This is a genomic window from Streptomyces sp. NPDC003635, from assembly GCF_053587635.1.
Map to the genome: position 1 here is coordinate 41,537 of NZ_JBSFOK010000013.1, position 20,060 is coordinate 61,596.

Genomic DNA, 20,060 nt, shown 5'->3' on the forward strand with positions numbered 1-20,060 from the left:
TTCGCCGAACCCCCCTCCCGCAGCCCGTGGGCCGAAGGGCCCCGCCCGCGGTCCGGGCGGCCCCGGGCAGGCGTCAAAGCGCGGGGCCGACGGGGCCGCCGGGAGGGACCTTCGGCCCAAGGTGGCGGCGCGCGCAGGCGCTTAGCGTTCCCGGCCATGGAGAACGACGAGACAGCGCGACCGCCGCACCGGCGCGCCGCGGAGGGCTGGCCCCTGGCCGCGCGCAGGCTCCTGACCCGCCGTGAGGTGTCGGCCGACGGCCGTGCCGTGTTCGGGGCGGGCGACCCCACGTGGGAGGGCTTCTACCGGGACCGCTGGGCACACGACAAGGTCGTGCGCTCCACCCACGGCGTCAACTGCACCGGTTCCTGCTCGTGGATGGTGTACGTCAAGGACGGCATCATCACCTGGGAGCACCAGGCCACCGACTACCCGTCGATCGGCGCGGACTGCCCCGAGTACGAGCCGCGCGGCTGCCCCCGCGGGGCGTCCTTCTCCTGGTACACCTACTCGCCCAGCCGCGTCCGGTACCCGTACGTGCGGGGCGAGTTGCTGAAGCTGTGGCGCGCGGCCCGTGCGCGGCTCGGCGATCCCGTCGCGGCCTGGGCCGAGATCACCGGCGATCCGGCGAAGGCCCGCGCCTACAAGCGGGCCCGTGGCAAGGGCGGCCTCGTGCGCGCCGACTGGGACGAGGTGACCGAGCTGATCGCCGCCGCCCACGTGCACACCATCAAGGCGTACGGCCCCGACCGGGTCGCCGGCTTCTCACCCATCCCGGCGATGTCCATGGCGTCCTTCGCGTCCGGCGCCCGCTTCCTGTCGCTGATCGGCGGCACGCTGCTGTCCTTCTACGACTGGTACGCCGATCTGCCCATCGCCTCACCGCAGGTCTTCGGCGACCAGACGGACGTGCCCGAGGCGGCCGACTGGTGGAACGCCGGGTATCTGGTCATGTGGGGCTCCAACATCCCCGTCACCCGCACCCCCGACGCGCACTTCCTCACCGAGGCTCGCTACAACGGCACCAAGGTCGTCGCGGTCAGTCCCGACTACGCCGACAACGTCAAGCACGCCGACGAGTGGCTCGCCCCGCACCCGGGCACCGACGGGGCGCTGGCGATGGCCATGGGGCACGTGATTCTGCGCGAGTTCCTCGTCGATCGTGAAGTGCCGTACTTCCGGCGGTACTTGCGCTCCTTCACGGACGCGCCCTTCCTGGTGACCCTCCGCGAGCACGACCACGGCCTCGTCCCCGACGGCTTCCTGACCGCCGCCGATCTCGGCAGCGGCGAGGAGCACGCGGACTTCAAGACCGTTCTTCTGGACCGGGCCACCGGCGAACCGGTGGTCCCCGGCGGCTCGCTCGGCTTCCGGTGGGGGGAGGCCGGGCGAGGCCGCTGGAACCTCGATCTGGGCGAGGTTGTGCCGGAGCTGAGCCTGATCGACACGGCTGAGGACACCGTGGAGATAGCCCTGCCCCGCTTCGACCAGGGCGCCACGGAGGGCGGCTCGACCATGGTCCGGGGCGTTCCGGTCCGCCGGATCGGCGGGCGGCTCGTCACCACCGTCTTCGATCTGATGCTGGCGCAGTACGGCGTCCACCGCCCCGGACTGCCGGGCGACTGGCCGGAGTCGTACGAGGACGCGACCCAGCCGTACACCCCTGCCTGGCAGGAGACCATCACCTCCGTACCGGCCGTGCAGGCGGCCCGGATCGCCCGCGAGTTCGCCCGTAACGCCGAACGCACCGAGGGCCGTTCGATGATCGCGATGGGTGCGGGGACGAACCACTGGTTCCACTCCGACACCATCTACCGCGCCTTCCTGGCGCTGACGACGATGACCGGCTGCCAGGGCGTCAACGGCGGCGGCTGGGCCCACTACGTCGGCCAGGAGAAGATCCGCCCGATCACCGGACTCCAGCACCTCGCCTTCGCCTTCGACTGGCAACGGCCCACCCGGCACATGGCCGGCACCTCCTACTGGTACCTGAACACCGACCAGTGGCGGTACGAGGCCTTCGGGCCCGAGGAGCTGGCCTCGCCGCTGGGGGCGGGGCGGTTCGCGGGCAAGGGGTTCGCCGACTGCCTCGCCCAGGCCGTCCGGCTCGGCTGGACGCCCGGCCATCCGGGCTTCAACCGCAACCCGCTGGACCTGGCGGACGAGGCCGCGGCCCGAGGGAAGCCGGTCGCCGAGCACATCGTGGACGAACTCAAGTCCCGGCGGCTGAAGTTCGCCGCCGAGGACCCCGACGACCCGGCCAACTTCCCACGGGTCCTGACGGTCTGGCGCGCCAATCTCCTCGGGTCCTCCGGCAAGGGCAACGAGTACTTCCTGCGCCACCTGCTGGGCACGGACGCGGCCGTCCGCTCCGAGGAGACCCCGCCCGGGCAACGGCCGACGGACGTGGTGTGGCGGCAGGAGGCTCCCGAGGGCAAACTCGACCTGCTGGTCACCATGGACTTCCGGATGACGTCCACGGGCCTGCTCGCCGACGTCGTCCTGCCGGCCGCGACCTGGTACGAGAAGGACGACCTGTCCAGCACGGACATGCATCCCTTCGTGCACGCCTTCACCCCGGCCATCGCCCCGCCCTGGCAGGCCCGCACCGACTACGACACGTTCCTGACGATCGCCGACCGGTTCAGCGAGCTGGCCCGCACCCATCTGGGTGCCCGCACCGACGTCCTGGCCGTGCCGCTGCTGCACGACACCCCCGACGAACTCGCCCAGCCCGGCGGCGTCGTACGGGACTGGAGGACGGGGGAGTGCGAACCGGTTCCCGGCAAGACCATGCCGCGGCTCGTGGTCATCGAGCGGGACTACGCGGCCGTCGCCGACAAGATCCGCGCCGTCGGCCCGCTTCTCGACACCCTCGGCACCACCACCAAGGGCATCACCGTCCACCCCGACCGCGAGATCGACGAACTGCGCCGCCGCTGCGGCACGCAACGCGAGGGGGCGGCGGCCGGACGGCCCTCACTGGCCACCGCGACGCAGATGTGCGAGGCGATCCTCGCCCTGTCCGGCACGACCAACGGCCGGCTCGCCACCGAGGGCTTCAGGGAACTGCAGGCACGGACCGGGAGCGAGGGACTGGTCGAACTCGCCGCCGAGCGGGAGGCGGAACGCATCACCTTCGCCGACACCCGCACCCAACCCCGGGCGGTCATGACGTCGTATGAGTGGTCGGGCAGTGAGACCGGCGGCCGCCGGTACTCGCCGTTCGTCATCAACACCGAGCACCTCAAGCCCTGGCACACCCTCACCGGCCGCCAGCACTTCTTCGTCAGCCACGACTGGATCGCGGAGCTGGGCGAACAACTACCGGTCTACCGGCCCCCGTTGGACGCGCGGCGCCACTACGGCGACGAGCATCTGCGCGACGGTCAGGCGGAGGTGACGGTCCGCTACCTCACCCCTCACTCCAAGTGGTCCATCCACTCCGAGTACCAGGACAACGCGTACATGCTCGCCCTGTCCCGCGGCGGCCCCGTCATCTGGATGTCCGCCGCGGACGCCGAGAAGATCGGCGTCAAGGACAACGAGTGGATCGAGGCCTACAACCGCAACGGCGTCGTAGCGGCGCGAGTGGTCGTCACGCACCGGATGCCCGAGGGCACGGTGTACATGTACCACGCCAAGGACCGCACGGTGAACGTCCCGAAGACCGAGGTCAGCGGGCGGCGCGGCGGCATCCACAACTCCCTGACCCGGCTGCTGCTCAAGCCCACCCATCTCGCGGGCGGCTACGCGCAGTTCACGTACGCCTTCAACTACTACGGCCCGACCGGCAACCAGCGCGACGAGGTCACCGTCATTCGCCGTCGCTCGCAGGACGTGGAGTACTGAGATGCGCGTCATGGCCCAGATCGCGATGGTGATGAACCTCGACAAGTGCATCGGCTGCCACACCTGCTCGGTCACCTGCAAGCAGACGTGGTCCAACCGGCCGGGCGTCGAGTACGCCTGGTTCAACAACGTCGAGACCAAACCGGGTGTCGGCTACCCGCGCCGGTACGAGGACCAGGATCACTGGAAGGGCGGCTGGACGCTGGACAGGCGCGGACGTCTGGTCCTGCGCTCGGGTGGCCGCGTCAAGCGCCTGCTGTCGCTGTTCGCCAACCCCGACCTGCCGTCCCTGGAGGACTACTACGAGCCGGTCACGTACGACTACGACACGCTCGTGAACGCCCCCGCCGGCCAGGATCTCCCGGTCGCCCGGCCCCGCTCCGTCCTCACCGGCAGACCCACCGCCGTCACCTGGGGTGCCAACTGGGAGGACGGCCTCGGCGGCGCACCGGAGCACGCCGGCGAGGACCCGAACCTGACGGGGGAGTGGGCCGAGAAGGTCCGCTTCGAGTTCGAGCAGACCTTCCTCTTCCACCTGCCCCGCCTGTGCGAGCACTGCCTCAACCCCGCCTGCGTGTCCGCCTGTCCGTCCGGCGCGATGTACAAGCGGGTGGAGGACGGCATCGTCCTCGTCGACCAGGACAGGTGCCGCGGCTGGCGGATGTGCGTGTCGGCGTGCCCGTACAAGAAGGTCTACGTCAACCATGCCACCGGCAAGGCCGAGAAGTGCACGTTCTGCTTCCCGCGCGTCGAGGCCGGACAGCCCACCGTCTGCTCCGAGACCTGCGTCGGCCGGCTCCGCTACCTCGGTCTGCTCCTCTACGACGCCGACCGCGTCGGAGCGGCCGCCGCCACCCCCGACGAGAAGGACCTCCTCGACGCCCAGCGGGACGTCTTCCTCGACCCGCACGACCCCGAAGTCGCCGCGGCGGCACGTGCGTCGGGAATTCCCGAGGACTGGCTGGCGGCGGCCCGCCGCTCGCCCGTGTACGAGTTGGTCTCCCGCCACAAAGTGGCCTTGCCGCTGCACCCGGAGTACCGCACCCTGCCCATGGTCTGGTACGTGCCGCCGCTCTCGCCCGTCCTGGACGCGGTGAGTGAGGCGGGCGGCGACCAGGACGACCCGGATCACGTGTTCGCCGCTGTCACCCGGCTGCGGATTCCGCTGGACTACCTGGCGAGCCTGTTCACGGCGGGGGACACCGGCGTCGTCGCGGGCGTACTGATGAAGCTGACGGCACTGCGCTCCCACATGCGCTCGCGCACGCTCGGCGAGGCCGGTGCGCAGGCCGCGCTCAAGGCCGTGGGGCTGACCGTGCGGGAGGCGGAGGACCTGCACCGGCTGCTCGCCGTCGCCAAGTACGAGGACCGCTACGTCGTCCCCGCCGCCCACAAGGAGGACGCGGCGGCGCTGACGGCGATGGAGAGCCGCTGCCCGGTCGAGCCGTCGGACCCCCGTGTGCCGCTCGGCATGCCCACCCTGCGCCGCACCCCGACGGGAGACCCCGAATGAGCCCTCTGCCCGCCACCGTGCCGGCGATCGTCCGCACCCGCATCCGCGCCGCCGTCCGTCGTCGCGTCGACCCCGTGGCGGACGAACGCCGTGCCCTGCTGCTGCGGCTGATGTCCCTCCTGCTGCAGTACCCGGACGCCGAACTCGTCGCCGCCCGGCCCTCGGTGGCCGCTGCCGTGGCCGCCTGCCCGCAGTCCCGGGCTGTCGCTCAACTGGGCGAGTTCACCGACTGGTTCACCCGGGAGGACCCCGACGCACTCGCCCGACACTACGTCGAGATGTTCGACCTGCGCCGCAAGAGCAGCCTCTACCTGACCTACTACCTGCACGGCGACACCCGCCGCCGCGGCATGGCCCTGCTCGCGCTGGCCCAGCGGTACCGGGCCGCCGGCTGGGACACCGACGGCCGGGAACTTCCCGACCATCTTCCGGTGGTGCTGGAGTTCGCGGCGCTGTCCGGACCCGGCCCGGGTGAGGCACCGCTGCGTCAGCACCGGCGCGGGTTGCAGCTGATCCACCGCTCGCTGACGGACGCCGGCTCGCCCTACCGGCAGGTCCTGGCCGCGCTGCTCGCCCTGCTCCCGGCACCGACCGAGGCGGATCTGCGGGCGGTCGCCGAACTGGCCGCGCAGGGTCCTCCCGCCGAGGCCGTGGGCCTCGATCCCTATGCCGTGAGCCCTCAGGGGGAACACCGATGAACGTGTCAGGAGCGGACCTCCTCGTGTGGGTCGCCTTCCCCTACATCTGCCTCGCCGTGTTCGCCGCGGGCCATGTCTGGCGCTACCGCCATGACCAGTTCGGCTGGACCACCCACACCAGCCAGCTCCTCGAACACCGCGGGCTGCGCTGGGGCAGCCCGCTGTTCCACCTCGGCGCGTTCCTGGTGATCGCCGGACATGTGGTCGGCCTCGCCGTACCCGCCTCCTGGACGGAGGCCGTCGGCATCAGCGAGCACGCGTACCACACCGTGGCCGTCTGGGCCGGTTCGATCGCCGGCGTCACCATGGTCACCGGCCTCGGCATGCTCTGCGCGCGCCGCCTGCTGACCCGGCGGATCCGCCTGGGCACCGACCGCAGCGACAAACTCCTCTTCCCGTTGCTGTCGGCCGCGGTGCTGCTCGGCATCAGTGCGACGGCCGCCCACAACGTCTTCGGGGGCGGGTACGACTACCGCACCACCGTCTCCGTCTGGTTCCGCGGTGTCTTCACCCTCCGCCCCGAACCCGAGGCCATCACCGACGCGCCCCTGCTGTTCCAACTGCACGCCCTCACCGCGTGCCTGCTCTTCGCGGCCTGGCCGTTCACCCGCCTGGTCCATGTGTGGAGTGCGCCGGTCGGCTATCTGGTGCGGCCCTACCTGGTCTACCGAAGCCGCACCGACGCGCCACGCCCTCGCCGGGTCGCGGCCTCCGACAGATCCTGACCGGTCGGGGCCAGGCGCTTCCGGGCGCGCCCCGAAGCGCTGCTCGAAGGCCTCGCGAAAAGGCGGAAAGGACCCATCCACTTCTCGCGGATCCTGATTGCGCGGTGCACGGCCCGAAGCCGCTTCCCCGCGCCTGAGGGGTCCTTTCCGCACCTCAAGCACACCACACCCCCCGCGGAACCACCAGGGCCGACCGGCCCTGCCCGGCCCTGCCCGGTGCGCAAGGGCTGGTCCGGCCCCGAGACCGGGACGCACGGCTCATGCGGCCGAGGCCGTGGCGCAGAAGGCTGGAGGTGAGGAGGAACGGCACCGACCCGAGGGGGAGAGGACCATGGGTACGAGTCTCACACCTGAGTTCTGGGAGCGGTTCGCGCTGTTGCTGTTCGCGGCGACGGGGGTGACCTTCGCGCTCGCCGCGCTCTTCGACGCGCTGGTGCTGCGTCGACGGAGCCGCCGGGCGCACAGGGCACAGGCCACCTCGGCGGTGGCCGCGCCACGGCCCCGGACCACCTCTCATCGCCCGTCGGTCAGCTGCTGAGCATCCGTGTCGCCGAACGCGGTCGTCCGCGGTCGTGGTCGTGAGGCCCGGCGGTCCTCCGGTCGGCTCACCCACTGCGTCGACCCGGTCACCCGTGCGACGGTGGAGTGCGGGTACCGCCCCGCACGCTGTAGTCCGACGGAAGGCGGTGGGCGACGATGGAGCTGCCCCTGGTCGTGGGCGTCGACGGATCGGCCGACGGCCTCCAGGCGGTGGACTGGGCCGTGGCGGAGGCCGCGCGACACGGTCTGCCGCTGCGCCTGGTGTACGCCTCGCTGTGGGAGCGCTACGAGGGCGAGGCGCCGGGCGGTGACCCGGGCCGTCCGTCCGATCAGAAGCTCGCCGAGGATATCGTCACGACCGCCGCGGAGCGCGCCCGCCGCCTCGACCCGGCGGCGAGGGTCTCCGTCGAGGTGGTCCCCGACGAGGCGACCCACGCGCTGCTGGGCGAGGCCCACCACGCCTTCGCGGTCGTGACGGGCTCGCGCGGCCGGGGCGGACTCGCCGGACTGCTCCTGGGGTCCGTCTCACTGACCGTCGCCGCCCGCGCCCACGGACCCGTGATCGTGGTCCGCGGCGACAGAGCGGGCCTCGCGGGCACCCACGGGCGGATCCTTCTCGGCGCCGCCGACCCCGCCGTCGCGGGTGAGGCGACGCGGTTCGCCTTCCGCGAGGCCGCGGCACGCGGCTGTGTCCTGGACGTCGTACGGGCCTGGCGTCATCCCGCGCGGGCGACGACGGCAGGGGAACACGAGGAACGCGCCTCCGCACTGCTCGACTGCCTGCTGCACGAACCGATGGCCGATCACGCGGGCACCCGCTTGCGCCGCGCTACGGTGGAAGGCCCGGCGCGCAGGGTGCTGCTCGACCGCTCGGCCGCCGCGGACCTCGTGATCATCGGGGCGCGACACCGGTCGGGCCACTTCGGGCTCCAGCTCGGCCGTGTCGCCCACACCCTCCTGCACCACGCCCACTGCCCCGTCGCCGTCGTCCCGCAACCGGAGTGACCATGGAGCAGCTCGCCACCCCCTTGAGCGAGGTCCGCGCCGTCGTGTTCGACACGGACGGAGTGATCACCGACTCGGCCCGGGTGCACGCGGCGGCCTGGAAGGAGGCGTTCGACGCCTACTTGCGGGCACATCCGCCCGCCGACCCCGCACAGCGCCGCCCCTTCGACGTCAGGGACGACTATCTGCGTTACGTCGACGGCAGATCACGCCTCGACGGCGCCGCCGCCTTCCTCGCCGCACGCGGCATCGATGCCTCGGACGGGACCGTGGCCGCGGTCGCCGCCGACAAGGAGGAACTGTTCACCCGGCGGCTGCGCGAGGACGGCGTGCAGGCCTTTCCCGGCACCGTCCGGGTCGTCCGCGCCCTGCGCCGGGTCGGCGTGCCGGTGGCGGCGGCCTCGGCCTCCCGGCACGCCGGCGAACTGCTGGACCGGGCCGGTGTCCGTGATCTGTTCGACGTGCTCGTGGACGGCGGCGAGGCGGCCCGACTGGGCCTGCCGGGCAAGCCGCACCCCGACCTCTTCCTCACCGCGGCCGACCGACTCGGCGTCCCCGCCGACCGCGCCGCCGTCGTGGAGGACGCCCTGGCAGGCGTGGAGGCGGGCAGGCGGGGCGGATTCGCGCTCGTGGTGGGCGTGGACCGGGCCGCCGCGGGGGACTCGGCGGCCGGACTGCGCCGGCACGGCGCGGACATCGTCGTACGGGATCTGGCGGAACTGCTCGGTGAGGAGTCGCCGTGACGGAATGGACCTGGGAGTACGAGGGCTACGAGCCCGCGGACCAACGCCTGCGCGAGTCCCTGTGCACCCTGGGCAACGGCTACTTCGCCACCCGGGGCGCGCTGCCGGAGTGCTCCGCCGACGACACCCACTACCCGGGGACGTACGTCGCGGGCTGCTACAACCGGCTCACCACCGACGTGTCCGGGCGCCAGGTCGAGAACGAGGACATGGTCAACCTCCCGAACTGGCTGCCGCTGCGCTTCCGGCTGCGCGGCGGAGCATGGCTCACGCCCGACACCGCGCCGGTGCTGGAGCACCGCATGCAGCTCGTCCTGGACGCCGGGATGCTGGAACGCCACACCCGGTACGACCTCGGCGAAGGACGGGTTCTGGCGGTGCGCCAGCTGCGTATCGTCCACATGGGCGATCCCCATCTGGCCGCGCTGCGTACCGAGTTCACCGCCGAGGGCTTCTCCGGCGAGCTGGAGGTGGAGGCCTCCCTCGACGGCGGCGTGACCAACTCCGGCGTGGCCCGGTACCGGGACCTCGACGGCCGCCACCTGATCCACTCGCACGCGGGCACGGCCACCCCGGACACGGTGTGGCTGCGCTGCCGCACCCGTACCTCCGACCTGCGGATCGGCATGGCCGCCCGCTTGACCTCCGACGCGCTCGTCACCATCCGGAACAGGAACCCGCGCACCACCCAGCACACCGTCCTGCCCCTGACCGAGGGCCGGACCAGCACCGTCGACAAGACCGTCGCCCTGCACACCTCGCGCGACCCGGCCATCAGCGACCCGTTGCACGCAGCGGTCGACCGGGTCGGCAGAGCCCCCGGCTTCGACGCCCTGCTCGCCTCCCACGGCACGGCCTGGAACCAACTGTGGCGCCGGGCCGCCCTCGACGTCGCCGGGGAGTCGGGCCGCATCCTGCGCCTGCACCTGTTCCACGTCCTGCAGACCCTCTCCCCGCACACCGCCGACCTGGATGTCGGCGTACCCGCCCGGGGTCTGCACGGTGAGGCCTACCGGGGCCATGTCTTCTGGGACGAGCTGTTCGTGCTGCCCTTTCTCAACCTGCACTTCCCCGAGGTCTCCCGAGCTCTGCTGCGCTACCGCCACCGTCGCCTGGAACAGGCCTGCACATCGGCTCTGGCCGCGGGCCGCAGGGGCGCCATGTATCCCTGGCAGAGCGGCAGCGACGGCCGCGAGGAAACCCAGCAGCTCCATCTCAACCCCCGCTCCGGGCGCTGGCTGCCCGACCACTCCCGGCTGCAGTACCACGTCGGTTCGGCCATCGCGTACAACGTGTGGCAGTACTGCGAGGCCAGCGGCGACATGGAGTTCCTGCACACCAAGGGCGCCGAGATGCTGCTGCAGATCGCCCGCTTCTGGGCGGACGCGGCCGTGTACGACGACCGCCTCGGACGGCACCGCATCAAAGGCGTGGTCGGGCCGGACGAGTACCACGAGGCCTATCCCGACGCGACCGCGCCCGGCCTCGACGACAACGCCTACACCAACGTCACCGCCGCCTGGGTGCTCAGTCGGGCGCTGGAGCTGGTCGACATCCTCCCCGAGCCGAGGCACCGCGAACTCGCCGAACGCATCGGCCTCGACCACAGTGAGCTGGAGCGGTGGGAGGACGTCTCGCGCACCCTGCACGTGCCCTTCCACGGCGGCGTCATCAGCCAGTTCGAGGGGTACGGCGACCTCGCCGAGCTGCCCTGGACGGAGTACCGGCAGCGCTACGGCGACATCCGGCGCCTGGACCGGATCCTGGAGGCGGAGGGCGACACCGTCAACCGCTACCAGGCCTCCAAGCAGGCCGACGTCCTGATGCTCGGCTATCTCTTCGCACCCGCCGAACTGCGCGGCCTGTTCCGCCGGTTGGGCACGGACCTCGACGACGACCTCTGGCACCGCACCGTCGACTACTACCTCCACCGCACCAGCCACGGCTCCACTCTCAGCGGCCTGGTCCACGGGTGGGTGCTGGCCCGCGCCCGCCGCGCGGAGGCGTGGAAGTTCTGCCAGGAGGCCCTCCAGGGCGACATCGCCGACATCCAGGGCGGCACCACCGGCGAGGGCATCCACCTCGGTGCCATGGCCGGCACTCTCGACCTGGTGCAGCGCGGACTGACCGGCCTGGAGACCCGCGAGGGCGCGCTCTGGCTCGACCCGGTGCCCCTGCCGGAGCTCTCCTCCTACGGCTTCGCCCTGCGCTACCAAGGGCATTGGGGAGTACGGCTGCACCTGGAGCGCGGTGAGCTGGACATCGCGGTCCCGTCCTCCTCCGCGTCTCCGATCGACGTACGGCTGCCGGACCGCACGGTCGTCGTCGAGCCGGGGAAGACGGCACGGCTGACGCTGCCGGACTGATCACGCGTTTGCGCCCTTACTCACTCGTGCGGGACGACGGCGACCGGCCCCGGCGCGTGGTGGAGGACCGCGTGGGCGACCGGCCCGAGCTTCCAGACCGGGCGCGAGGACCGGTGCCCGCGTCCCACGACGGTCAGGCAGGCCCCCGCGGAGGCGGCCGGGAGCACCTGAGCGGCCGATCCGGGCACGGCCTGCTCGGTGAGGGGCACCTCGGGGAACTTATCCCGCCAAGGCTCCAGGGCGTCGGCCGGCCGCGTCCCCGCGGCCGTCCCCGGGACGGCCGCCACGGCCCGCACGCCCAGCCCGCGCGCCGCGGCCGTGACCAGGGCGAACTCCAGCAGCGGGTCCGCGGCCGGCCCGGTCCGCCCTATCCCTACGACGATCTCGTCCGTTCCTCCCCCCTCCGGGCCGTCCGCCCGTACGGCGACGACCGGGCACCGTGCGAGGCCCAGGACGTGCATGGCGACGGAGCCGAGGAGGAAGCCCGCCGGCGAGCCGTGTCCACGCGAGCCCACCACGAGCAACGAGGCGTCCTGCGCGCGCTCCAGCAGGGCCTGCGCGGCGGGCGCCGCGACCAGGTCCGTGGTGAGGTTCGGGCCACCGTGCCGGTGCCGCAGTCCGGCAGCGGCCTGCCGCAGGAGGTCCTGGCCGTACCGCTGCCGCTCCGCATCCTGAGCGGTCGGTACATCCAGCGGTTGGGTGGTCCAGGAGTGCAGGAGCAGGAGGGGCAGCCGTCGCGTCACGGCTTCGCGCGCGGCCCACCGAACGGCTGTCATGCTTGCGGGAGAACCGTCGAGTCCGACGACGACCGGTCCGTTCATCACGCACCTCCGGTGCCGGCGCGGCGGATCCCGCCGCGCGGGACCCCCCTCACCTCAGCCTCGGCGCTCGCCGGCGTCCGGCGCCAGGGCCGACCGGGGCACCCAGCGGGCCGCCCGGCCCGGTGCGGGATCCTCCGTACGGGGTGAGGCTGGAATCCGGACTCCCGGAAACCCGGACACCGGCAGAGCCCGCAGAAGGGAGACCGGCGATGAGCGGTCCTGTAGTCGTGGGAGTGGACGGATCGGAGCCGAGCCTGACCGCCGTGGAGCTCGCCACCCGGGAGGCCGCCCTGCGCGGTGTCGGACTCCGGCTGGTGCACGCCTTCGGCTGGCCGTCGGGGCACGTGCCGCCCCGGGTGCCGCCCTGGAGCGGGGCGAGCGCGGGAGTGCGCGACCTGATCGACGGCACGCTCGCCGACGCCGAACGGCGGGTGCGGGCGCTCGCGCCCCACTTGGACGTCAGCCGTGAAGTGGTCGTCGGCGAGCCCGTGATGGTCCTGGAACTCGAGACGCGCACCGCGTCCCTCGCCGTCGTCGGCAGCCGGGGCATGAGCCGCTTCGGCAGCCTGCTGCTCGGCTCCACCGCCGCTCACCTCGCCGCCCACGCCCGCTGCCCCGTGCTGGTCGTCCGGGGCAGGCCCCGCACGGGCGGCCCGGTCCTGCTGGCCGTGGACGGCTCGCCCCGCTCCGAGGCGGCGGTCGAGTTCGCCTTCGCCCACGCCGCGCTGCACGGCATCGGCCTGGAGGCGCTGCACGCCTGGCACACCCACACCGAACGGGTCTACGAGGCTCCGGGCGACCCGCCCTTCGTCACCTACGACGAGAACCGGCTGCACGACGAGGAGGAGCGGGTCCTCGCCGAGGCGCTCGGCGGACTGCGCGAGAAGTACCCGGAGGTGGAGGTGCGGCGACGACTGGTGCGCGGTCGGGTCCGGCACACGCTGATCGAGGCCAGCGCCGAGGCCGGTCTGGTCGTGGTCGGCGCCCGCGGCCGGGGAGGCTTCACGGGGCTGCTGCTCGGCTCGGTCAGCCAGGCCGTACTGCACCACGCCCACTGCCCGGTGGCCGTCGTACGCACCGAAGGGGACTGACCGCGCAGCGGTGCGGGGCCGACGCGGTCCGGGTGGGCCCCGGGCCGGGGTGTCCCCGATCCCCGGTCAGTGGCCGGTGTGGCCCCCGGTCGGGTGGCGTTCCGGCTCGTCAGGGTGCTCCAGATGGGTCGCGAGGACCGCCGCCTGCACCCGCCGCTGCACTCCCAGCTTGGCCAGCAGGCGGGAGATGTGGTTCTTGACGGTCTTCTCCGACAGGTACAGCCGCTTGCCGATCTCACGGTTGGTCAGGCCGTCCCCGATGAGCGCCAGGATCTCCCGCTCGCGCGGCGACAGGCCGGCCAGCTCGGGAGCCTCGGCCGGTTCCGCCGCGGGTTCGGTGCGCAGGGACCTCATCAGCCGGGCCGTCGTCGAGGGATCCAGCATCGACTGACCGGAGGCCACCGTGCGCACCGCCGAGACAAGGTCCGAACCGCGGATCTGCTTGAGGACATAGCCGGCCGCCCCGGCCATGATGGCGTCCAGGAGGGCGTCCTCGTCGTCGAACGACGTCAGCATCAGCACGGCGAGCTCCGGCATGCGGTCGCGCAGCTCGCGGCAGACGGTGATGCCGTTGCCGTCGGGCAGACGCACGTCGAGGACGGCCACGTGCGGCCGTACGGCGGGGGCGCGGACCAGGGCGTGCTCGACGTTCCCGGCGTCGCCGACGACGCTGATGTCCTGCTCGGCGTCGAGCAGATCGGTCAGACCGCGCCGGACGACCTCGTGGTCGTCCAGCAGGAAGACGCGGATCGGATTCTGCGCGGTGAAAGTACGCGGCTCGCTCATCTCGACCCCTCGGTCCCCGGTGCACGGTCGCCCACAGGACGATCGTCACCCCTGAGGGCCCAGGACACCAGGGCCGACCGGCCCTACCGGGCGGATCTTTCGTCCGATCGCTCGCCGAGGTCGAAGCCGACGTCCACGACCCCCTCCACCGCTCGGGCCAGCCGGGCCGCCACGGGGACGAGCGAGGTGTCACGGACCCGGCCCGCGAGCCGTACGACGCCGTCGGTGACCGATACCCGCACCGCCGACGCGGGGCCCGGGAAGAGGCGGGCCACGACCTCCCGGCGGACCTCCTCGGCGATCTCCTCGTCGTCACGGAGGAACACCTTCAGCAGATCCGCCCGGCTGACCACGCCCTCCAGACCGTCCGTGTCACCGACGACGGGGAGCCGCTTCACGCGGGCTCGCGCCATGACCCGGGCCGCCTGCGCCAGGGTGGCGTCCGCCCGGACGGTGACGGCGGGGGAGGTCATCAGCTCACCGGCGGTCAGCGAACCGGCCTTGGCGAGGTCGGAGAGGCGGCGCAGCTGGGTGTAGCGGTCCGGATCGCTGTCGCGGAACTCCTCCTTGGGCAGCAGGTCCGCCTCGGAGACGACCCCGACGACCCGGTGTCCGCCGTCCACCACGGGCAGGGCGCTGACCCTCCGCTCGCGCAGGGTACGCACGATGTCCTTGAAGGCGGCGTCACGGCGGACGACGGCGACGTCGCGGGTCATCACATCGCTGACGACGTGCGGGCTTGCGGACACGGTGCCTCCTCGGTCCGGCGCGGTCAACGCCGTTCACCACTGCCGTAGGGCGCGTACAGGTCCAGCAGCCGGGTGCGGGCGGACTGGAGGCGATGGGCCACGACCTCGCCCACCCAGCGGGCGACGGTGCGGCCGAACTCGGGGTCGGCCCGGCACAGGGACCGGACGGTCTCGGCGTCGAACTCGTAGGCGCGCAGCGGTGTCGCCGCCTCGGCGCCCAGATGCCAGACGTGCGGGGCGAACAGCCAGGACCAGCCGATCAGTTCGTTGTGCCCGAGGGACTCGATCACGGCGGCCCGGCGGCCCGGTACCCGCATGTCCAGTTCGACCGTCCCGGTCCGCACGATCCAGAAGCGGTCGGCGTGACCGCCCTCCTCGAACAGCCGTGTCCCGGCGGGGAACGACACGTCGCGGGCGATCGACATCAGCCGCTGCCGGTGCTCGGCGGGCAGAGCCTTCGGCAGGCTCATGGTGGCGGGAGCGTTCATGGCGGGCCTCCAGCAGGACGTACGGAGCTACCACCACCAGCGTGTCCAGGCGCCCTCGCCCGTGCCATGGGCCGCCCGGCCCTGTCGCAGGGCCGATCGGCGGTCCGGCCCGACCGGGCCCGCGGAAAGGGCCGTTCAGCCCACCGGCGGCCGACCTTCGGCACCCGGCGGAGACCTTGGCGGGGCCACGACAGTAATCCCGTCAGCACAACGAATCCGCCTGAAGGGACCAGATCATGGCCGTGCACGAGCACCCTCACCGGAGCCGCGGGTTCCATCTGCCCGCGCTCCGCAGGAACCGTACGGCGTCCCCCACCGCCGGCACCGCGCAGGACACCCTCGTCACCACCGCAGCGGCCGGCTACGCACTGGCGTCCCTGCGGCTGCTGACCGGGTTCGTCTTCCTGTGGGCCTTCCTCGACAAGACCTTCGGCCTCGGCTACGCCACCCAGTCCGGGAACGCCTGGATCGACGGCGGCTCGCCGACCGAGGGCTTCCTCGGCCATGTCGCCGTCGGGCCGATGGAGTCCACCTTCCACGACTGGGCCGGGGACGCCTGGGCGGACTGGCTGTTCATGCTCGGCCTGCTCGGCATCGGGCTCGCGCTGGTGGCGGGCATAGGACTGCGCCTCGCCGCCCTCTCGGGCACCGCCATGATGGCACTGATGTGGATCGCCGAATGGCCTCCGGCCAAGCATCTGTCGGACGGCTCGGCCAGCATGTCGACGAACCCGTTCGCCGACTACCACCTGATCTACGCCGTCGTCCTGATCGCCCTCGCGGCCACCGGCGCCGGCGCCGTCTGGGGCCTGGGCAAGGCCTGGGCCAAGCTCCCCTTCGTCAGCCGCAATCCCTGGCTGCGGTGACCACGAGCGGTACGGCGGGCCCCTTGCCGGGCCCGCCGCGTGGGCCGGTCGGTCCCTCTCCGGGACCTGCGGCCCCTGCCCGCGGAAGCAATCCCGGCCGACGCTGGAGACAGATCAACCGATCAGGAGGCATCACCATGGTCCGCACTGTCGTCGCAGGTCTCGACGGCTCGCCCGAGAGCCGCGCCGCAGCCGAATGGGCGGCCCGCGAGGCGAAGCTGCTCGACCTGCCACTGAAGATCGTCCACGTCTGGGAGCCCGTTCCGGAACCCGTGGCTCAGGCTCCGCTGCTCGGCGCCGAGACGCACCAGCACTGGACCGAGCGCATCCCCCGCGAGGCTGCCGAGGGGTTGCGGTTGCGCCACCCCGGAGTCGAGGTCACCACCGAACAGCTGCACGGCACGCCCGCAGAGGTCCTGGCCAAGGCGGGCGAGGAGGCGGATCTGCTCGTCCTCGGTTCCCGTGGGATGAGTGGCATCGGCGGGTTCATGGTCGGCTCCGTGGCCCTCGCCGTCGTGGCCCACACCGCACGCCCCGTCGTGCTCGTCCGCGCCGGTGAGCAGGCCGCCGACGAACACGAGCCGGACCCGGTCGGCATCCCGTCGGCCGCCACGCCCTACCGACCCGTCCTCCTCGGCCTCGACGCCGCTCACCCGAACGGCACCGTCATCGAGTTCGCCTTCGAGGCGGCCGCCCGGCGTGGCACGGCCTTGCGCGTGCTGCACGGCTGGAACCTTCCGCCGTACTACGTCTACGGCCTCGCCGCCGACGTCGGGTTCCGCGACGAGATCGTCGGGCAGCAGGCCGCGCTCCTCGCCGAGGCCCTGCGCCCCTGGCGAGAGAAGTACCCGAACGTCCCGGTCGTCGAGGAGACGCCGTCCGGCAGCCCCGGCATCCGGCTGGTCGACGCGGCCCGCCAGGCCTCGCTGGTCGTGATCGGCCGCCGCATCCGGCGCAGCCCGTTCGGCGCCCACATCGGCCCGGTCGCCCACGCCGTGCTGCACCACGCCGGCGCCCCCGTCGCAGTCGTCGCCCACGACTGAGCCACCCCCAAGGACCCAGGAGCAGCAACCATGAAGGCAGCGGTCGTACGAGCCTTTGGCGAGCCCCTCGTCATCGAGGAGCGCCCCGACCCCGAGCCGGGCCCCGGACAGGTCCGTGTCCGGCTGGAGGCCTCCGGGCTGTGCCACACCGACATCCACGCCGCCCACGGCGACTGGCCCGTCAAGCCGAACCCGCCGTTCGTGCCCGGCCACGAGGGCGTCGGCCTCGTCGAGAAGCTCGGCGAGGGAGTCACCCGTCTTTCGGTCGGGCAGCGGGTCGCCGTGCCCTGGCTCGGCAAGGCCTGCGGCCGCTGCGAGCACTGCCTGTCGGGGTGGGAGACCCTGTGCGAGCAGCAGGTCAACACCGGTTACGGCTGCGACGGCGGCTTCGCCGAGAAGATGCTCGCCTGGGCCGACTTCGCGCAGCCCGTGCCGGAGGGCGTCGACCCGCTCGACGCCGCCGCGCTGACCTGCGCCGGCGTGACCACGTACAAGGCCCTGAAGGTCGCCGACGTGCGGCCCACGCAGCTCGTGGCGATCTCCGGCGTCGGCGGACTCGGGCATCTGGCCGTGCAGTACGCGAAGATCGCCGGCGCGACCGTCGCCGCGATCGACGTCACCGACGAGAAGCTGGAGCTGGCCGCCGAGCTGGGCGCGGATCTGACCATCGACGCCCGCAAGCACGACGTCGGCGAGGTCCTCAAGCGATACGGCGGCGCCCACGCGGCCCTCGCCCTCGCCGTGGACGAGGCTGCCTTCGCCGCCGTCAACTCCGGTCTGCGGCGCGGCGGAAAGCTCGTCATGGTCGCCCTGCCCGCGCACGGCACGATTCAGGTGCCGATCTTCGACACCGTCCTGAACGGCACCTCCGTGATCGGCTCCATCGTCGGTACCCGGCAGGACCTCGCCGAGGTCTTCCAGCTGCACGCGGCCGGCCGCACCAAGGTCATCCGCGAGACCCGGCCGCTGGACTGCGTCAACGCCTCCATCGACGACGTCGTGCGCGGCCAGGTGCCCGCCCGCATCGTCTTCGACCTCGGTGCGGGACGGTGAGCGCCGTGGACCGGCCCCTGGTCGTGGGCGTCGACGGCTCCGAACCGAGCCTGCGCGCCGTGGACTGGGCGGCCGACGAGGCCGTACTGCGCGCAGTGCCGCTCAGGCTGGTGTACGCCTGTCTGTGGGACCGCTACGAGGGCGCCGCCCTCGCGCGCGACCTCGGCGGCCACACCGAACCGACCCCGCAGGAACTCGTCGGCGCCGCCGTGCAGCGCGCCCATGCCCGTCAGCCCGGTCTGAAGGTGTCCTCGACGGTGGTGTTCGAGGACCCCGAGTACGCCCTCGTGCACGCGGGACGCCAGGCCTCGGCCCTGGTCGTGGGCACCCGTGGCCGTGGCGGCATCACCGAACTGCTGCTCGGCTCGGTCAGCCTGTCGGTGGCCGCCCACGCGGACTGCCCCGTGATCGTGCTGCGCGGCAGCCACGACAACCAGGCCACACCCCCGGTGCGGCGCCGGGTCGTCGTGGGCGTCGGCGACGACCCCGAGCACTCGGCGGCCGTAAGCTTCGCCGTCGCCGAGGCACTGCGCCGGGACGTACCCCTGGAAGCCGTACGGACCTGGCGGTGCCCCGCGCACGAGAGCACCGACCATCCCCTGCTCACCGACGCCCCCGCGCGGCTGCACGAGGAACAGGCCGCGAAGATGCTGGAGGAGGCCCTGCGCGACGCCCCGCCCGGCTTGGAGCTGCACCGCCGTACCGCCGAGGGCCACGCCCGCCGGGTGCTGGTGGACGCCTCGCACCGCGCCGATCTGCTGGTCGTCGGGGCCAGGCGGCGCGAAGGGCGCCTCGGGCTCCAGCTCGGCCGGGTCGCGCACACGGCCCTGCACCACTCCGCATGCCCGGTCGTCGTCGTACCGCAGCCCGTGTGAGCGGGTTACAGGCGCGCCGCGTGATCCGGGACGTAGTTCTGGAGCTCACGCGGCGGGCGTTCGTAACCGCTCGACGGCGGCCGCTCCGGCAGTTCCATCACCGGCGGCAGCGCGTCCTGGTACGGCACCGAACCCAGCAGGTGGGCGATCATGTTCACCCGGGCGCGGCGCTTGTCGTCGCTCTCGACGACGTACCAGGGCGCCTCGGTGATGTCGGTGTGCACCAGCATCTCGTCCTTGGCCCGGGAGTAGTCCTCCCACCGGGCGATCGACTCCAGGTCCATCGGCGACAGTTTCCACCGCCGCAGCGGATCCTCGAGGCGCTTGCGGAAGCGCTCCTGCTGCTCCTCGTCGCTGACCGAGAACCAGTACTTGCGCAGAAGAATCCCGTCCTCGACGAGCATGCGCTCGAAGACGGGGCATTGGCGGAGGAAGAGTTGGTACTCCGCCTTGGTGCAGAAACCCATCACATGCTCGACACCGGCCCGGTTGTACCAGCTGCGGTCGAACAGCACGATCTCCCCGGCGGTCGGCAGATGCTGCACGTACCGCTGGAAGTACCACTGGGTGCGTTCCCGCTCGGTCGGCGTCGGCAGCGCCGCGATCCGCGCCACGCGCGGATTCAGGTGCTCCGTGACCCGTTTGATGGTGCCACCCTTGCCCGCCGCGTCCCGTCCCTCGAAGATGACGACGAGACGGGCACCCTCGGCGCGTACCCACTCCTGCAACTTGGCCAACTCCGTTTGCAGCCGCAGGAGCTCCTTCTCGTAGACCTTGCGCGGCAGCTTCTCCGCCCTGTTGCCGGCCATGCCGCCTCCCACCGCCCGACGACCCCTGTCACAGACC

Annotated in this window: 18 protein-coding genes; 13 read left to right on the forward strand and 5 right to left on the reverse strand. The window is 72.4% G+C overall.

From position 1 onward, the window contains the following. The first annotated feature begins 156 nt into the window (after positions 1-156). The 8 genes from ACWDRW_RS14925 (at position 157) to ACWDRW_RS14960 (ending at position 11,442) form a co-directional block, all read left to right on the forward strand. On the forward strand, positions 157-3,852 hold the full coding sequence (locus ACWDRW_RS14925; RefSeq protein WP_451723269.1) for a nitrate reductase subunit alpha: 3,696 nt from the start codon (positions 157-159) through the stop codon (positions 3,850-3,852). Position 3,853: 1 nt separating this feature from the next. Continuing rightward, positions 3,854-5,365, forward strand: a complete 1,512-nt coding sequence (gene narH, locus ACWDRW_RS14930) for a nitrate reductase subunit beta (protein WP_451723271.1) — start codon at positions 3,854-3,856, stop codon at positions 5,363-5,365. Next, positions 5,362-6,063: a nitrate reductase molybdenum cofactor assembly chaperone gene (narJ, locus tag ACWDRW_RS14935; protein ID WP_451723272.1), complete on the forward strand. Its 702-nt coding sequence runs from the start codon at positions 5,362-5,364 to the stop codon at positions 6,061-6,063. Before narH ends, narJ begins: the two co-directional genes overlap by 4 nt. Continuing rightward, positions 6,060-6,788, forward strand: a complete 729-nt coding sequence (gene narI, locus ACWDRW_RS14940; protein WP_451723274.1) for a respiratory nitrate reductase subunit gamma — start codon at positions 6,060-6,062, stop codon at positions 6,786-6,788. Before narJ ends, narI begins: the two co-directional genes overlap by 4 nt. A 331-nt stretch (positions 6,789-7,119) precedes the next feature. Then, the gene (locus ACWDRW_RS14945) at positions 7,120-7,326 is read left to right on the forward strand and encodes a hypothetical protein (RefSeq protein ID WP_451723275.1); all 207 of its coding nucleotides are present in this window, start codon (positions 7,120-7,122) and stop codon (positions 7,324-7,326) included. A gap of 158 nt (positions 7,327-7,484) precedes the next feature. Further along, a complete protein-coding gene (locus tag ACWDRW_RS14950; RefSeq protein WP_451723277.1) occupies positions 7,485-8,333 on the forward strand; it encodes a universal stress protein in 849 nt (282 codons plus the stop codon). Positions 8,334-8,335: 2 nt separating this feature from the next. Then, positions 8,336-9,076 (forward strand): HAD family hydrolase, encoded by a 741-nt coding sequence (locus ACWDRW_RS14955; RefSeq protein WP_451723279.1) that lies wholly within the window; start codon positions 8,336-8,338, stop codon positions 9,074-9,076. After that, positions 9,073-11,442 carry a glycoside hydrolase family 65 protein gene (locus ACWDRW_RS14960; protein ID WP_451723280.1) on the forward strand — a complete coding sequence of 790 codons (2,370 nt, stop codon included), beginning with the start codon at positions 9,073-9,075 and terminating at the stop codon, positions 11,440-11,442. Before ACWDRW_RS14955 ends, ACWDRW_RS14960 begins: the two co-directional genes overlap by 4 nt. A gap of 20 nt (positions 11,443-11,462) precedes the next feature. Here ACWDRW_RS14960 and ACWDRW_RS14965 read toward each other — a convergent pair whose 3' ends face one another. Beyond that, positions 11,463-12,263: a universal stress protein gene (locus ACWDRW_RS14965; protein WP_451723281.1), complete on the reverse strand. Its 801-nt coding sequence runs from the start codon at positions 12,261-12,263 to the stop codon at positions 11,463-11,465. A 209-nt stretch (positions 12,264-12,472) separates the two neighbouring features. Here ACWDRW_RS14965 and ACWDRW_RS14970 point away from each other — a divergent pair, with 209 nt between their 5' ends. Further along, on the forward strand, positions 12,473-13,354 hold the full coding sequence (locus ACWDRW_RS14970) for a universal stress protein (protein WP_451723282.1): 882 nt from the start codon (positions 12,473-12,475) through the stop codon (positions 13,352-13,354). A gap of 66 nt (positions 13,355-13,420) precedes the next feature. Here the strand turns inward: ACWDRW_RS14970 and ACWDRW_RS14975 are convergent, their stop codons facing one another. The 3 genes from ACWDRW_RS14975 to ACWDRW_RS14985 all read right to left on the reverse strand — a co-directional run bounded on the left by ACWDRW_RS14975 (position 13,421) and on the right by ACWDRW_RS14985 (position 15,377). Continuing rightward, the gene (locus tag ACWDRW_RS14975; protein WP_451723283.1) at positions 13,421-14,140 is read right to left on the reverse strand and encodes a response regulator; all 720 of its coding nucleotides are present in this window, start codon (positions 14,138-14,140) and stop codon (positions 13,421-13,423) included. Between the two features lie 83 nt (positions 14,141-14,223). Continuing rightward, positions 14,224-14,889: a CBS domain-containing protein gene (locus ACWDRW_RS14980; protein ID WP_451723284.1), complete on the reverse strand. Its 666-nt coding sequence runs from the start codon at positions 14,887-14,889 to the stop codon at positions 14,224-14,226. 23 nt (positions 14,890-14,912) lie between these two features. Next, the gene (locus tag ACWDRW_RS14985) at positions 14,913-15,377 is read right to left on the reverse strand and encodes a cyclic nucleotide-binding domain-containing protein (protein WP_451723285.1); all 465 of its coding nucleotides are present in this window, start codon (positions 15,375-15,377) and stop codon (positions 14,913-14,915) included. A 236-nt stretch (positions 15,378-15,613) separates the two neighbouring features. Between ACWDRW_RS14985 and ACWDRW_RS14990 the strand changes: the two genes are divergently transcribed. The 4 genes from ACWDRW_RS14990 (at position 15,614) to ACWDRW_RS15005 (ending at position 19,214) form a co-directional block, all read left to right on the forward strand. Further along, entirely contained in the window at positions 15,614-16,243 is a 630-nt protein-coding gene (locus ACWDRW_RS14990; protein ID WP_451723286.1) for a hypothetical protein, read from the forward strand. A 137-nt stretch (positions 16,244-16,380) separates the two neighbouring features. Continuing rightward, entirely contained in the window at positions 16,381-17,286 is a 906-nt protein-coding gene (locus ACWDRW_RS14995; protein WP_451723287.1) for a universal stress protein, read from the forward strand. A gap of 30 nt (positions 17,287-17,316) precedes the next feature. Beyond that, positions 17,317-18,339: a zinc-dependent alcohol dehydrogenase gene (locus tag ACWDRW_RS15000; protein ID WP_451723289.1), complete on the forward strand. Its 1,023-nt coding sequence runs from the start codon at positions 17,317-17,319 to the stop codon at positions 18,337-18,339. Next, entirely contained in the window at positions 18,336-19,214 is an 879-nt protein-coding gene (locus ACWDRW_RS15005) for a universal stress protein (protein ID WP_451723291.1), read from the forward strand. Before ACWDRW_RS15000 ends, ACWDRW_RS15005 begins: the two co-directional genes overlap by 4 nt. A 5-nt stretch (positions 19,215-19,219) precedes the next feature. Here the strand turns inward: ACWDRW_RS15005 and ppk2 are convergent, their stop codons facing one another. Next, entirely contained in the window at positions 19,220-20,023 is an 804-nt protein-coding gene (gene ppk2 / locus ACWDRW_RS15010) for a polyphosphate kinase 2 (protein ID WP_451723293.1), read from the reverse strand. Positions 20,024-20,060 lie beyond the last annotated feature (37 nt).

Excerpts from the sequence above, each read along its gene's own strand:
- ACWDRW_RS14925 (WP_451723269.1), top strand. The coding sequence starts at position 157 with ATGGAGAACGACGAGACAGCGCGACCGCCGCACCGGCGCGCCGCGGAG.
- narH (WP_451723271.1), top strand. The coding sequence starts at position 3,854 with ATGCGCGTCATGGCCCAGATCGCGATGGTGATGAACCTCGACAAGTGC.
- narJ (WP_451723272.1), top strand. The coding sequence starts at position 5,362 with ATGAGCCCTCTGCCCGCCACCGTGCCGGCGATCGTCCGCACCCGCATC.
- narI (WP_451723274.1), top strand. The coding sequence starts at position 6,060 with ATGAACGTGTCAGGAGCGGACCTCCTCGTGTGGGTCGCCTTCCCCTAC.
- ACWDRW_RS14945 (WP_451723275.1), top strand. The coding sequence starts at position 7,120 with ATGGGTACGAGTCTCACACCTGAGTTCTGGGAGCGGTTCGCGCTGTTG.
- ACWDRW_RS14950 (WP_451723277.1), top strand. The coding sequence starts at position 7,485 with ATGGAGCTGCCCCTGGTCGTGGGCGTCGACGGATCGGCCGACGGCCTC.
- ACWDRW_RS14955 (WP_451723279.1), top strand. The coding sequence starts at position 8,336 with ATGGAGCAGCTCGCCACCCCCTTGAGCGAGGTCCGCGCCGTCGTGTTC.
- ACWDRW_RS14965 (WP_451723281.1), bottom strand. The coding sequence starts at position 12,263 with ATGAACGGACCGGTCGTCGTCGGACTCGACGGTTCTCCCGCAAGCATG.
- ACWDRW_RS14970 (WP_451723282.1), top strand. The coding sequence starts at position 12,473 with ATGAGCGGTCCTGTAGTCGTGGGAGTGGACGGATCGGAGCCGAGCCTG.
- ACWDRW_RS14975 (WP_451723283.1), bottom strand. The coding sequence starts at position 14,140 with ATGAGCGAGCCGCGTACTTTCACCGCGCAGAATCCGATCCGCGTCTTC.
- ACWDRW_RS14985 (WP_451723285.1), bottom strand. The coding sequence starts at position 15,377 with ATGAACGCTCCCGCCACCATGAGCCTGCCGAAGGCTCTGCCCGCCGAG.
- ACWDRW_RS14990 (WP_451723286.1), top strand. The coding sequence starts at position 15,614 with ATGGCCGTGCACGAGCACCCTCACCGGAGCCGCGGGTTCCATCTGCCC.
- ACWDRW_RS14995 (WP_451723287.1), top strand. The coding sequence starts at position 16,381 with ATGGTCCGCACTGTCGTCGCAGGTCTCGACGGCTCGCCCGAGAGCCGC.
- ACWDRW_RS15000 (WP_451723289.1), top strand. The coding sequence starts at position 17,317 with ATGAAGGCAGCGGTCGTACGAGCCTTTGGCGAGCCCCTCGTCATCGAG.
- ppk2 (WP_451723293.1), bottom strand. The coding sequence starts at position 20,023 with ATGGCCGGCAACAGGGCGGAGAAGCTGCCGCGCAAGGTCTACGAGAAG.